This is a genomic window from Rothia kristinae NBRC 15354 (assembly GCF_001570865.1).
Taxonomy (GTDB): domain Bacteria; phylum Actinomycetota; class Actinomycetes; order Actinomycetales; family Micrococcaceae; genus Rothia; species Rothia kristinae.
Genome location: NZ_BCSM01000001.1, coordinates 77,434 through 90,579 on the forward strand (window position 1 = coordinate 77,434; position 13,146 = coordinate 90,579).

At 71.2% G+C, this 13,146-nt stretch carries 11 protein-coding genes and 3 tRNA genes; 9 read left to right on the top strand and 5 right to left on the bottom strand.

Translation table 11 applies throughout. The annotated features are described in order from the left end of the window. Window positions 1-16 precede the first annotated feature (16 nt). From serA to KKR01S_RS00395, 4 genes are all read right to left on the bottom strand, one after another. Window positions 17-1,612 carry a phosphoglycerate dehydrogenase gene (serA, locus tag KKR01S_RS00380; RefSeq protein ID WP_058730603.1) on the bottom strand — a complete coding sequence of 532 codons (1,596 nt, stop codon included), beginning with the start codon at window positions 1,610-1,612 and terminating at the stop codon, window positions 17-19. Between the two features lie 140 nt (window positions 1,613-1,752). Next, complete coding sequence (gene ilvC, locus KKR01S_RS00385; protein WP_058730602.1) at window positions 1,753-2,778, bottom strand: ketol-acid reductoisomerase; 1,026 nt, start codon at window positions 2,776-2,778, stop codon at window positions 1,753-1,755. Between the two features lie 84 nt (window positions 2,779-2,862). Beyond that, complete coding sequence (ilvN, locus tag KKR01S_RS00390) at window positions 2,863-3,372, bottom strand: acetolactate synthase small subunit (protein ID WP_058730601.1); 510 nt, start codon at window positions 3,370-3,372, stop codon at window positions 2,863-2,865. Between the two features lie 6 nt (window positions 3,373-3,378). Further along, window positions 3,379-5,193 (bottom strand): acetolactate synthase large subunit, encoded by a 1,815-nt coding sequence (locus KKR01S_RS00395; RefSeq protein WP_081101422.1) that lies wholly within the window; start codon window positions 5,191-5,193, stop codon window positions 3,379-3,381. Window positions 5,194-5,616: 423 nt separating this feature from the next. Between KKR01S_RS00395 and KKR01S_RS00400 the strand changes: the two genes are divergently transcribed. The 3 genes from KKR01S_RS00400 to KKR01S_RS00410 all read left to right on the top strand — a co-directional run bounded on the left by KKR01S_RS00400 (window position 5,617) and on the right by KKR01S_RS00410 (window position 6,409). Beyond that, entirely contained in the window at window positions 5,617-6,078 is a 462-nt protein-coding gene (locus KKR01S_RS00400; protein ID WP_058730599.1) for a hypothetical protein, read from the top strand. A gap of 138 nt (window positions 6,079-6,216) precedes the next feature. Next, window positions 6,217-6,292 (top strand) — tRNA-Lys (locus KKR01S_RS00405). Between the two features lie 44 nt (window positions 6,293-6,336). Then, window positions 6,337-6,409 (top strand) — tRNA-Lys (locus tag KKR01S_RS00410). 91 nt (window positions 6,410-6,500) lie between these two features. Here KKR01S_RS00410 and KKR01S_RS00415 read toward each other — a convergent pair. After that, a complete protein-coding gene (locus tag KKR01S_RS00415) occupies window positions 6,501-7,001 on the bottom strand; it encodes a MarR family winged helix-turn-helix transcriptional regulator (RefSeq protein WP_064725622.1) in 501 nt (166 codons plus the stop codon). Window positions 7,002-7,061: 60 nt separating this feature from the next. Between KKR01S_RS00415 and bcp the strand changes: the two genes are divergently transcribed. The 6 genes from bcp (at window position 7,062) to KKR01S_RS00445 (ending at window position 13,136) form a co-directional block, all read left to right on the top strand. Further along, window positions 7,062-7,541: a thioredoxin-dependent thiol peroxidase gene (gene bcp / locus KKR01S_RS00420; RefSeq protein WP_058730598.1), complete on the top strand. Its 480-nt coding sequence runs from the start codon at window positions 7,062-7,064 to the stop codon at window positions 7,539-7,541. A gap of 112 nt (window positions 7,542-7,653) precedes the next feature. Further along, window positions 7,654-7,735: transfer RNA gene (locus tag KKR01S_RS00425), tRNA-Leu, on the top strand. A 34-nt stretch (window positions 7,736-7,769) separates the two neighbouring features. After that, the gene (locus KKR01S_RS00430; RefSeq protein WP_058730597.1) at window positions 7,770-9,368 is read left to right on the top strand and encodes an ABC transporter substrate-binding protein; all 1,599 of its coding nucleotides are present in this window, start codon (window positions 7,770-7,772) and stop codon (window positions 9,366-9,368) included. Window positions 9,369-9,529: 161 nt separating this feature from the next. After that, window positions 9,530-11,053, top strand: a complete 1,524-nt coding sequence (locus KKR01S_RS00435; protein ID WP_260008890.1) for a malate:quinone oxidoreductase — start codon at window positions 9,530-9,532, stop codon at window positions 11,051-11,053. A gap of 108 nt (window positions 11,054-11,161) precedes the next feature. After that, window positions 11,162-12,244 (top strand): YihY/virulence factor BrkB family protein, encoded by a 1,083-nt coding sequence (locus tag KKR01S_RS00440; protein WP_058730596.1) that lies wholly within the window; start codon window positions 11,162-11,164, stop codon window positions 12,242-12,244. Window position 12,245: 1 nt separating this feature from the next. Next, complete coding sequence (locus KKR01S_RS00445) at window positions 12,246-13,136, top strand: alpha/beta hydrolase family protein (RefSeq protein WP_061224997.1); 891 nt, start codon at window positions 12,246-12,248, stop codon at window positions 13,134-13,136. Window positions 13,137-13,146 lie beyond the last annotated feature (10 nt).

Genomic DNA, 13,146 nt, shown 5'->3' on the forward strand with positions numbered 1-13,146 from the left:
GGCGGATCCTGCGGGCTCAGTCCGTCAGGGACACGGCCGCGGCCAGGCCGGCGCGGATGGTGTCCCGGATGGAGGCGACCATCGCGGGGGCGGCCGGGGAGTCCAGGGCGAGCACGGAGAAGGCCCGCTCCTCGTTCTCGGCCCGCGAGACCTGCATGCCGGCGATGTTGACCCCGGCGGTGCCCAGCAGGGTCCCCATCGCGGCGATGATCCCCGGGCGATCCCGATAGTCCAGCAGGAGCATGTGGTCGGTGAGGTTGACCTCGAAGTCGAAGCCGTTGATCCCGGTGAGCTTCTCCACCAGCTTGGGGCCGGTGACCGTGCCGGAGACGGACAGCCGGGTGCCGTCGGCCAGGATCGCGCTGATCGTGGTCTCGTTGCGGAAGCCCTCGACCTCGGGGGTGGTCACCAGGGAGGTCTCCACCTGCCGCTGCTCGGCGATCATGGGGGCGTTGACGTAGGAGACCTTCTCCGAGACCACGTCGGTGAACACGCCTTTGAGGGCCGCCAGGCGCAGGGAGGAGACGTCCTTCTGCGCGATCTCCCCCGCGATGCGCACCTCGATGCTGGTCAGCGGCGAGTCCGTGCTCAGGGCGGTGAGCACCCGCCCGAGCTTCTCGGCCAGCGCGATGCCGGGGCGCACGTCGGCGTCGATGGGTCCGCCGGCGATGTTGACCGCGTCCGGGACGAGCTCGCCCTCCAGGGCCAGCTTCACGGAGCGGGCCACGGACACCCCGGCCTTCTCCTGGGCCTCGCGGGTGGAGGCGCCCAGGTGCGGGGTGGTCACCACCTGCGGCAGGTCCACCAGGTCCAGCCCGGTGTCCGGCTCCGTCTCGAAGACATCCAGCGCGGCCCCGGCGATCTGCCCCTCCTTCAGGGCCTGGGCCAGGGCACGCTCATCCACCAGTCCGCCGCGGGCGACGTTGACGACGACGGCCGTGTCCTTCATCGCGGCGAAGGCCTCGGCCCCGAGCATCCCGATGGTCTCGGGGGTCTTGGGCATGTGGATGGTGATCACGTCGGCCTCGGCCAGCAGGGTCTCCAGGTCCGTCAGGCGCACGCCCAGGGAGGCCGCGCGCGGGGCGGTGACGAAGGGGTCGTAGGCCAGCAGCTCGGTGCCGAAGGGCGCCAGGCGCTCGGCCACCAGCCCGCCGATGCGCCCGAGGCCGATGATGCCGACCTTCTTCTCGTACAGCTCGGTGCCGGTGTAGGCCGAGCGCTTCCACTCCCCGGCCCGCAGCGAGGCGTTGGCCTGGGAGATGTTGCGCAGCAGACCCAGGATGTGCCCGACGGTCAGCTCGGCGGCGGAGATGATGTTGGAGGTGGGGGCGTTGACCACCATGATCCCCGCGGCCGTGGCGGCGGGGATGTCCACGTTGTCCAGGCCGACCCCGGCGCGGGCGATGACCTTCAGGCGGTGGGCGGCGGCGATGGCCTCGGCGTCCAGGGTCGTGGCCGAGCGGATCAGGATCGCGTCGACCTCGGCGATGTCGGCCAGCAGCCGGGTGCGGTCCGCGCCGTCGGTGCGGCGGATCTCGAAGGCCGGGCCCAGGGCCTCGACGGTCGCGGGAGAGAGCTCTTCGGCGAGCAGGACGACGGGCTTGTCGCTCACGGGGGTTCCTTCGCTTGGGGTGCGGCGGGGGGTGGGTATCCGCGGATGCGGGGTGGAGTGGTGCGGCGCTGGGGGTGCCCCGCGAGGGCGGGGCGGCCGGGGCGGAGGAAGCTTCCTCCGCCCCGGCGCACCGGAGGGGATCAGCGGGCGGCGGAGCCGTCCGTGTAGTCCTCATCGGCGGACTTCCAGGAGAACAGCTTGCGCAGCTCCTGGCCGGTCTTCTCGATGGGGTGGGCGGCACCGCGCTCGCGCAGCCGGGTGAACTCGGGGGCGCCGGCCGCCTGGTCGTCCATGAACCGCTGGGCGAAGGAGCCGTTCTGGATGTCCGCCAGGACCTCCTTCATGTGCTCCTTGACGTCCGGGGTGATGACCCGCGGCCCGGAGACGTAGTCACCGAACTCGGCGGTGTCCGAGCAGGACCAGCGCTGCTTGGTGATCCCGCCCTCGTTCATCAGGTCCACGATGAGCTTCAGCTCGTGCAGCACCTCGAAGTAGGCGATCTGCGGCTGGTAGCCGGCCTCGGTCAGGGTCTCGAAGCCGTACTGGACCAGCTGGGACACGCCGCCGCACAGCACGGCCTGCTCGCCGAACAGGTCCGACTCGGTCTCCTCGGTGAAGGTGGTCTTGATGACCCCGGCGCGGGTGGCCCCCAGGGCCTTGGCGTAGGACAGGGCCAGGTCCATGGCCTTCCCGGAGGCGTCGACCTCCACGGCCACCAGCGCCGGCACGGCCCGGCCGGCCTCGAACTCGCGGCGCACCGTGTGCCCGGGGCCCTTGGGGGCGACCATCGCGACGTCGATGCCCTCGGGCACCTCGATGTAGCCGAAGCGGATGTTGAACCCGTGGGCGAAGAACAGGGCGTCCCCGGGCTGCAGGTGCGGCTGGATGGACTCGCGGTAGATCTGGGCCTGGACCTGATCCGGGGTGAGGATCATGATGACGTCGGCCTCGGCGGCCGCCTCGGCCACGCTGAGCACGCGCAGCCCCTCGGCCTCGGCCTTGGCCTTGGAGCGGGAGCCCTCGGCCAGTCCGATGCGCACGTCCACGCCGGAGTCGCGCAGGTTCAGGGCGTGGGCGTGGCCCTGGGAGCCGTAGCCGATGATGGCGACCTGGCGGTCCTGGATGATCGACAGGTCGGCGTCGTCGTCGTAGAAGATCTCGGTCATGGGGTCAGCTTCTCCTTGCTGGTCGGTGGGTGGGTCTGCGGACCCGGTATGCGCCCTGGCGGGCGGGCCGGGTGGTTCGGTGGGTCAGCGGCGCAGGGCCTTCTCGGACAGGGAGCGGGGACCGCGGGAGACGCCGAGGGTCCCGGCGCGCACGATCTCGCGGATGCCGAAGGGCTCCAGGACCTCCAGCAGGGCCTCGAGCTTGCCGGCCGGTCCGGTGGCCTCGATGACCACGGATTCGGTGGAGACGTCCACCACGCGGGCGCGGAACAGCTCGGCGGCCTGGGTGACCTGGGTGCGGGTCGCGGCGTCGGCGCGGACCTTGACCATCACGTGGTCCCGCTGCACCGAGGTCTCCGGGGGCAGCCGCACGACCTTCAGGACGTGGATGAGCTTGTTCAGCTGCTTGGTGACCTGCTCCAGGAGGACCTCGTCGGCCTCGACGACCACGGTGATCCGGGAGATCCCGGGCACCTCGGTGCCCCCGACGGCCAGCGAGTCGATGTTGAACTGTCGGCGGGCGAACAGCCCGGAGACCCGGGTCAGGACGCCGGGGGTGTCCTCCACGAGCACGGACAGGGTGTGGGCGGCCATGGGCGCTCAGTCCTCTCGGTTCCAGTCGGGTGAGGTGTCCTTGGCGATCTGGATCGCGTCGTTGGACACCCCGGCGGGCACCATCGGCCAGACCATCGCGTCCGGGCTGACGGTGAAGTCCACGACGACGGGGCGGTCGTTGATCTCCAGGGCCCGGGCGATCGCCTCGTCCACCTGGTCGTCGCCTTCGCATCGGAAGCTGGCGCAGCCGTAGGCCTCGGCGAGCTTGACGAAGTCCGGGATGCGCCGGGAGGCGTGGCCGGTGTTCAGGTGGGTGTTGGAGTAGCGGCCGTCGTAGAACAGCGTCTGCCACTGCCGGACCATCCCCAGCGAGGAGTTGTTGATCACCGCGACCTTGATGGGGATGTCGTTCAGGGCGCAGGTGGCCAGCTCCTGGTTGGTCATCTGGAAGCAGCCGTCGCCGTCGATGGCCCACACCACCCGGTCCGGGCAGCCGACCTTGGCGCCCATCGCCGAGGGCACGGCGTAGCCCATCGTGCCCAGGCCCGCGGAGTTGATCCACTGGTGCGGGCGCTGGTAGCCGATGAACTGCGCGGCCCACATCTGGTGCTGGCCCACCCCGGAGCAGTAGATGGCCTCGGGTCCGGTGAGCTCGCCGATGCGGCGGATGACGTGCTGGGGCGAGCCCAGCCCGTCCTCGGTGGGCACCCACCCCAGGGGGTACTCCTCCTTGAGCCGGTTCAGCACGGCCCACCAGTCCCCCAGGTCCGGGGTGCGCCCGGAGGTCTGCGCGCGGTAGGCCTCGATGAGGTCCGGCAGCACGGCCTTGAGGTCCCCCACGATGGGCACGTCCGCCCAGCGGATCTTGGAGATCTCCGCCGGGTCGATGTCCACGTGGATGACCTTGGCGTGCGGAGCGAAGGAGTCCAGCACGCCGGTGACCCGATCGTCGAAGCGCGCGCCGAGGGCCACCAGCAGATCGGCCTGCTGCATCGCGGTGACGGCGGGCACCGAGCCGTGCATCCCGGGCATGCCCAGATGGTGCGGGTCCGCGTCCGGGAAGGCCCCGCGGGCGGTGAGGGTGGTGACGACGGCGGCATCGGTGGCCGCAACGAGCTCGGCCAGCTCGGCCCCCGCATGCGAGCGCAGCATGCCTCCCCCGACGTACAGGACGGGGCGGCGGGCCTCGGCCAGCAGCTGCGCGGCCTCGCGGATCTGCTTGGCGTGGCCCTTGAGCACGGGGTGGTAGCCGCGCAGCTGCAGGGGCACGGGCCATTCGAAGTCCATCTGGCCCTGCTGGGCGTCCTTGGTGATGTCCACCAGCACCGGGCCCGGGCGCCCGGAGGCGGCAAGGTGGAACGCCTCGGCCAGCACCCGCGGGATGTCCTGGGCGCGGGTGGCCATGAAGGAGTGCTTGGTGATGGGCATGGTCATCCCGACGATGTCCGCCTCCTGGAAGGCGTCCGTGCCGAGCACCGCGGAGGAGACCTGCCCCGTGATCGCGACCATCGGCACGGAGTCCATGTGGGCGTCGGCCAGCGGGGTGATGAGGTTGGTGGCCCCCGGCCCGCTGGTGGCGATGCACACCCCGACCCGGCCGGTGGCCAGGGCGTAGCCCTGCGCGGCGTGTCCGGCCGCCTGCTCGTGGCGGACCAGGATGTGATTGATGGACTCGGAGTCCAGCAGCGGGTCGTAGGTCGGCAGGATGGCCCCGCCGGGCAGGCCGAAGACGTCGGTGACCCCGAGCTCCTCGAGGGTGCGGATCACGGCCTGGGAGCCGGTCATGCGCTCGGGCGGGCGGGTCCCGGTCGGAGCGGTCGGGGTGGGTGAGGAGGCGGTGCTCATTGCGTTCGTCCTCATTCTGTGGGTGGTCTTACCGGATGGTGCGTTCGGCCTTCGACCGCTGCTGTTCCTCGGCGGATGGGCCGGTGCGACGGGCGGATCGCGAAAGACCCCTCGGCCCGGGTGCGGGGCGAGGGGTCCGTGTCAGCTGTTCGGCCGCCGCCCGACTCGGTGCGGCGGTGGCGGCCGGCAGGCTGCCGTCCTCTAGCGGACGCCACGGACCCCGCGCTCCGCCGGAATGAGCGGAATGCGTGCGTCCGTGAGGGCTGAGGATGCGCGGCGTGCCATGTGCTCCATACAACGCCGGGGCATCCAGGAGATCAAAAACGTTTCATAATGTGAAACAGCCCTCCCGAGGCCCGCGCCGGGGGGGGTGACTCCGGGCGTCACCGGGGCACGGACCCCTCCCCTGCAGGGGCCGGCCCGTCTAGACTCGCAGACATGTCTCTCAGCGGACCCTCGGTCGCCCTGCAGGATCGCCTGCGCAGCATCTTCGATGCCCAGGTGATGAACTACGGCGCTTACAACCTGGTATGCACCCCGGGAGACGCCGCCTCCGCGACGGGGGGATCCCCCGCCGAGGAGCACGCCGCCGCCGGGCACTTCCTGGTGGGCTATCGGCGCGGACCCGCGGAGCTGATCATCGCCCCCTTCGACCCGAAGACCCTCGAACCGCTCGCCCCACCGATCGCCGTGGACAACACCAACATGCTGCGCGGCGAAGCGCTCACCGACCGCTCCATCCTGCTGGAGACCACCTCCGGGGCTCGATTCCGACTGGAGATCTCGCCGCTGATCGAGGTTCCCACCGCCGCCGGGAACGAGGTGCTGGAGCAGGAGGCCGACGTCGCGGACCTGCTGGAGTTCCTCGCCCAGCTGTTCGGCCCGGCCCAGCGACCCTGAGGTCGGGCCCTCCAGAGCCCTTGATACGCCCGCGTCGGGACGGATTTGCCCGATGGCCGATCCCGGCGTAGAGTATCCATTCGTTGCCGCGCGGTGCGGATGCCGACCGACCGGGTCGGAGCCGTCGCGCAGCGGTGAGCGCCTCTAGCTCAATTGGCAGAGCAATTGACTCTTAATCAATGGGTTCCGGGTTCGAGTCCCGGGGGGCGCACCAGGCGGTGTCCGCGCGGACGCCGTCGACGATCGCCCTCAGGGCGAGCGCCTCTAGCTCAATTGGCAGAGCAATTGACTCTTAATCAATGGGTTCCGGGTTCGAGTCCCGGGGGGCGCACCGAGAAACGCGAGCAGGGGCCCGATCCGCCGAGGATCGGGCCCCTGCTCGTCGGGTGTCACCCCTGACGGCCGTGCCATCCGGCCGTCGGCTAGCCCCGCGGCTCCGACGATGCCGGGGAGATCCCGGACACCAGCCCGGAGCCCTCGGCGCGCACGACGTCCAGCGGCATGGTGTCGGTCTCGGACAGGTCGCGGATCACCTGCTCCAGCGCCTGGCGCAGCTCCTCGTGATCCAGCACGCCGGTGCCGGCCAGGTCGTGCTCGATCTCGGCGGCCTCCGCCAGCGCACGGCGACCTTTGTCCGTGAGAACCATCACGTAGCTGCGACGGTCCACCGCATTGCGCTCCCGAGCGATGTGCCCGTGCGCCTCCAGGCGCGTGAGGGTCTTGCCCATGGTCTGGGCCTGAACGCCGACCTTGTGCGCCACCTGCGCCTGGGTCAGCCCGCCCTCGCGGCTGATCACGTCCAGGGCCATGACCCCCGCGTGGGTCAGTCCCAGCGCCTGCAGCTTGCGGTTCCAGTTGTACTCGAACATGCGCGCGGCCGTGGACATCAGGCGCGAGATCGACCATTCCCGGATTTGTGGCATGCCCAGCAGTATAGACTGTCGCTTTCACGCCATCCGAGCCCCCAGGAGGACCCCGCCGTCATGACCGAGAGCCGTCGCCTGAGTCCCGGAGACCGGGCCCCCGAGTTCACCCTCCCCGACGCCGACGGGCACCCCGTGAGCCTGAGCGCACTGCGCGGGCAGCCCGTCGTCGTCTACTTCTACCCCCGCGCGGAGACCCCGGGGTGCACGACCCAGGCCTGCGATTTCCGCGACAGCCTCGCGGCACTGGGCGCGGCCGGCTACCGCGTCGTGGGCATCTCCCCCGATTCCCCGGCCAAGCTGCGCTCCTTCGCCGAGCACCACGACCTGGGATTCACCCTGCTCAGCGATGCCGACCACGCCGTGGCCGAGGCCTACGGCGCCTGGGGGGAGAAGACCAACTACGGACGCACCAGCGTGGGCCTGATCCGCTCCACCGTCGTCGTCGATGCCGAGGGCGCCGTGCGCCTGGCCCAGTACAACGTGCGGGCGAAAGGACACGTGGCCAGGCTGCGCCGCGAGCTCGGCCTGTCCGACTGAATACCCCGGGCGGGGGCCCTGCCGGACCGCGGCGAGGCCGAGCCGGTAGACTGCGAGGGCCGACCCCGGCCCCGCACCTCCCTCAACCGGGAGGACGCGCCGGGGCCAGCGAGCGCGAGTGGTGGAACTGGCAGACACGCAGGATTTAGGTTCCTGTGCCCTGCGGCGTGCGGGTTCGAGTCCCGTCTCGCGCACCGGCACCCCGGTACCCCTGAGGAAGGAGCCCCCGTGAGCACGAGCCGTCGAGGATTCCTGGGCGGCTGCCTCGCCGCCGGGCTGGCGCTGAGCGGGTGCTCCGGGGAGGAGCCCTCCCCGGCGGCCAGCGCCTCGGCGGATCCGACGCGGCTGACCTTCGCCGACGCCGCCCCGGCCCCCAGCCTGGACCCCTCCACCGACGGCCGGCTGGAGACGGCGCGGATCAGCGCGCAGGTGCTGGAGCCGCTGGTGCGGGCCAACCCGGACACCGGGGAGGCCATGGCCCATCTGGCCGAGTCGTGGAAGATCTCCGGGGACGGGCTGACCTACACCTTCCGCCTGCGCTCCTCCCCCCGATTCCACGACGGGCGGACCTTCGATGCCCAGGCCGTGCGGGCCAACGTCCTGCGCTGGGCGGAGGCGGCCCGCACCCAGCACCACCCGCCCACGGCCTTCCAGACCGTGTTCCGGATGCCCGGCACCGCCGAGGCACCGGCCCTGTTCGCCGAGTGCACCGCCCCCGACGCCCGCACCGTCGTCCTGCGGCTGAACCGCCGGCACCCGGCGCTGATCCGCGCCCTGACCCAGCCGGCCTTCGGCATCGCCTCCCCCGCCTCCTTCGCGGACGGGAAGGACCCCGGTGGGCACCCGGTGGGCACCGGGCCCTTCGTCTTCCAGCAGCGCGAGGACCAGACCGTGCGGCTGCGCCGCAACGAGGACTACTGGGGGGACGCCCCACAGGTGCAGGAGCTGGTGTTCCCCACGGTCATCGGGGCCCAGACCCGCTACTACCGGCTGCTCACCGGCGAAGCCGATGCGATCGACCTGGTGGGCACGTCGGATTTCGTCAGTCTCGCCCGACGCGGCTACCAGATCCAGCAGCGGGACCCGTACAACCTGGCGTTCCTGGCGATCAACCAGCGACACCCGGTCTTCGCCAGCGTCCAGCTGCGCCGGGCCGCCGCCCACGCGATCAACCGGTCGGACATCGTGCGCTCCTACTACCCCGAGGGCACCGAGACCGCCAACGACTTCACCCCCAAGCTCTTCGACGTCAGCGGCAGCGGCACCGGATCCGCCTACCGCTACGACCTCGGGCTGGCCCAGCGCCTCGTGCAGGCCTCGGACTATGACGGCCGATCCCTGCGCTTCTGCTATCCCACCGACGTGTCCCTGCCGTACCTGCAGAAGCCGGAGGCGATCTACGCGCGGATCGCCGAGGGGCTGACCAAGGCGGGCTTCACGATCGAACCGGTGCCGATCCCCTGGTCCGAGGACTATCCGGCGCGCATCCACGCCGAGGACCCGGATCGGGCCCTGGCCCTGACCGGGATCATGGGCACCTACCGGGATCCGGACGCCTTTCTGGCCCCGCTGTTCTCCCGTCGCACCGATCTGCTCGGCGCGCAGGAGTCCGAGCTGTTCGAGGCCGTCGAGGACGCGGCCGGCCAGCAGGACGGGGACACCCGCAAGGACGCCTACCGGCGGATCAACGAGATGGTCTCCGAGACCGTGCCGGCGGTGCCGCTGGCCTATCCGATCTCCGCGGTCGCGCTGAGCTCGCGGGTCACCGGGTACCCGCTGGCCGCCACCGGCGTCGCCGAATTCGACCGGGTCACCCTCAGCGATTGAGCCCGCGCACCCGGCCCAGGGCCGGGCGCGTTCGATTTCCGCCCGCGCGGAGGGCTACGCTGAGGGGAGCCGAGGCCGTCCCGGAGGCTTGAGCGGTGCGCCCCGCGCATCGCGCGTCCGCCCCGCGGACGGCCCGCAGGCGCGGTCGCCGTCGGCCCCGCCTGCCGCACCGTCGAGCACAGGAGAACAGGACTGCCGTGACCAAGACCCTGAAGACCGACGTCGCCCTGGTGGGCGGCGGAATCATGAGCGCGACCCTCGGGGTCCTGCTCCAGGAGCTCGAGCCGGACTGGGACATCACCCTGTTCGAGCGGCTGGACAAGGTCGGTGCGGAGAGCTCCAACCCGTGGAACAACGCCGGCACCGGGCACTCGGCCCTGTGCGAGCTGAACTACGCCCCGCTCGGGGCCGACGGCACGGTGGACCCGGCCAAGGCCCTGAACATCAACGAGCAGTTCCAGCTCAGCCGCCAGTTCTGGGCCACCCTGGTGGAGGAGGGCAAGCTCGCCGACGCCGGCTTCATCAACCCGGTGCCGCACATGTCCCTGGTCTTCGGGGACGCCCACAGCGACTACCTGAAGAAGCGCTGGGAGGCCCTGCACCCGCAGACCCTGTTCTCCTCGATGCGCTTCACCGAGGACCGCGACCAGATCCAGCAGTGGGCGCCGCTGACGGTGCGCGGACGCGACGCCTCCCAGCGCATCGCCGCCAACTGGTCCCCCGAGGGCACGGACGTGGACTTCGGCAACCTGACCCGCCAGCTCACCGAGCGCCTGACCGGGCAGGGCGCCTCCGTGCGCTACGGCCACCAGGTGCAGGACCTGCGCCAGGAGTCCGACGGCTCCTGGTCCCTGCGGGTGCGCAACCTGCTGGACTCCGATGACGACCTGCTGGTGCGGGCGAAGTTCGTCTTCCTCGGCGCCGGCGGCTACGCGCTGCCGCTGCTGCAGAAGTCCGGGATCCCCGAGGGCCGCGGCTTCGGCGGCTTCCCGGTCTCCGGGCTGTTCCTGCGCAACACCAACGAGGACACCGCCTCCCAGCACGACGCGAAGGTCTACGGCCAGGCCTCCGTCGGGGCCCCGCCCATGTCCGTGCCGCACCTGGACACCCGGTGGGTCGACGGCAAGCGGTCGCTGCTGTTCGGGCCCTATGCCGGATTCAAGACCAACTTCCTCAAGCACGGCTCCCTGCTGGACCTGTTCCGCTCGGTGCGCGCGGACAACGTCTACCCGATGGCCCGCGCCGGGCTGGACAACCTGGATCTCGTCAAGTACCTGCTCAGCGAGCTGGTCAAGACCCGCTCCTCCAAGATCGCCTCCCTGCGGGAGTACTACCCGGAGGCAGACGCGGATGAGTGGGAGCTGATCGAGGCCGGCCAGCGCGTGCAGGTCATGCGCAAGGACGCGAAGAAGGGCGGGGTGCTGCAGTTCGGCACCGAGCTGATTACCCATGGGGACGGCTCGATCGCGGCCCTGCTGGGCGCTTCCCCCGGCGCCTCCACGGCCGTGCCGATCATGCTCAACCTCATCAAGAAGTGCTTCCCGCAGCGCATCGACGCCTGGTCCTCGCGGCTGAGCGAGCTGGTGCCCACCTACGGTCACCGTCTCAACGACGACGCCCGACTGGCCGAGGAGACGATGTCGCGCACCGCGAAGGTCCTCGGCATCCACCACGAGACCCGCTGACAGAGCCCCGCTGCCCCGCGAGCCGATGCCGCCCGAGTCGTTCGGGCGGCATCGGCCCCGGCGACCACCCTGCGCGGTCCCCGCGCCGACCCCCGACTGGAGCCACCGGTGAACCTGCCCGAACAGACCATCGCCAAAGCCGAGATCGACGAGGAGCAGTCCTCCTCGCCGCATCGGCACAAGACCCGCAAGGTCACCAGCATCTCCAAGCCCGGCTGGGGCTACATCCTCAAGCGGACGCTGAACTCCTTCACCTCCAAGGGCTGCACGGACCTCGCGGCGACCCTGACCTACTTCACGGTGCTCTCGGTGTTCCCGGGGCTGCTGGCCGTCGTGTCCCTGCTGGGCGTGTTCGGCCAGGGTGAGCAGACCACCGAGACGATCCTGGACCTGATCCAGCCGTACGCCCCCAGTCAGCTGATGGACCTCATCGAGCAGCCCATCCGCCAGCTCACGGAGGGCAACGGCGCCGGCCTGGCCCTGATCACCGGTATCGTCGGCGCCCTGTGGACCGCCTCAGGGTACACCGGCGCTTTCGGTCGTGCCCTGAACCGGATCTACGGCGTCGTGGAGGGCCGGCCGATCTGGAAGCTGCGCCCCTGGAACCTGCTGGTGACCTTCACGATGGTCATCCTCGTGGTGCTGACCATGCTCACCGTGCTGCTCTCCGGCGGGGTCATCGAGTTCTTCTCCGACCACCTGGGCATCGGCGACCAGATCACCCAGATCTGGAACTGGGTGCGCTGGCTGATCACCCTCGTGCTGGTCGTGGCCCTGATCGCGCTGCTGTACTACGCGACCCCCAACATCAAGCAGCCCAAGCTGCGCTGGATCAGTCCCGGCGCCGCCATCGCGCTGGTCATGATGGGGGTGGCCGGGGCGGCCTTCGGGTTCTACGTCTCCAACTTCTCCAACTACAACGCCACCTACGGCACCCTCGGTGGCGTGATCGTCATGCTGCTGCTGATCTGGATCATGAACAACGTCCTGCTGCTCGGGGCGGTGCTGGACTCCGAGCTGGAGCGGGCCCGCCAGCTGGAATCCGGCATCCGGGCCGAGGAGGACATCCAGCTGCCCCCGCGCGGCATCCGCCAGGCGGAGAAGATGCGCGACGCCCACGCCGATCTGGTCAAGCAGGGCCGGCAGCTGCGCCTGGACAACGACCACCTGGACTACTCCGAACAGGACTGAGGTGACCGGCCTGCGCTGGAGCCTGCACCGGGCCCGCCCCGCAGCCCCTTCCGGGGCGGCGGGGCGGGCCCTCTCGCCTGCCCAGCCGCCGGTGCTGCTGGTGCACGGGCTGGCGGTGACTGCCGCGCAGTGCTGGGTGCGCACGGGGTGGACCCGTATCCTGGCCCACCGGGACCTGGTGCTCATCCAGCTGCCCGGACACGGGGATCCCGCCCCCGCGGCCGGGGCCAGCGCTTCCGGTGAGATCCCCCTGGAGGAGGCCGACGGGGTGCCGGGGCTGCTGGCGGCCCTCCTGGAGGCCGGAGCCGAGGCCTGCGAGAGCCTCGGGGCGCCGGTGCTGCTGGACGGGCTGGGCTACTCCCTCGGTGCCCGGCTGCTGTGGCAGCTGGCCCGGGAGGAGCCGGAAGCCCTCCGCCGCCTGGTCCTGGGCGGGCTGCCCGCCCGCGATCTGCTGGCCGAGCTTCCCCCGGCGCGGACAGGCGGCCCCTCCCCCGCACCCGACCCCGGCACCGGTCCACGAGAGTCTGCGGGCCTCCTCGGGCCCACCGAATCGGGAGTCCTTCCGGGCCCGCGGGACCCGGATCCCGCACTGGCCGAGCTGGGCGGGGTCCTGGCCCGCTCCACGATCCCCCGCGATCGCATCGCCGCGCTGCTGCCGCTGGTCACCCACCCGCGGTTCGTCCCCGCCCCGGGACCAGGCCAGCCGCTCCTGCTGGCGGCCGGCGCGAGTGACGCCATCGCCGGGCCCGACCTGGCGCGGCTGGCGGCGCTGGCACCGCGCTGCACCGCCCTGCCCCTGCCGCAGCGCACCCACGCCGACGCCCTGACCAGCGGAATCTTCCGCCGGGTCGGCGCGGCCCATCTGGGCGCGGCAGCGGCTTCTCGTGATTGACTGGTCATGG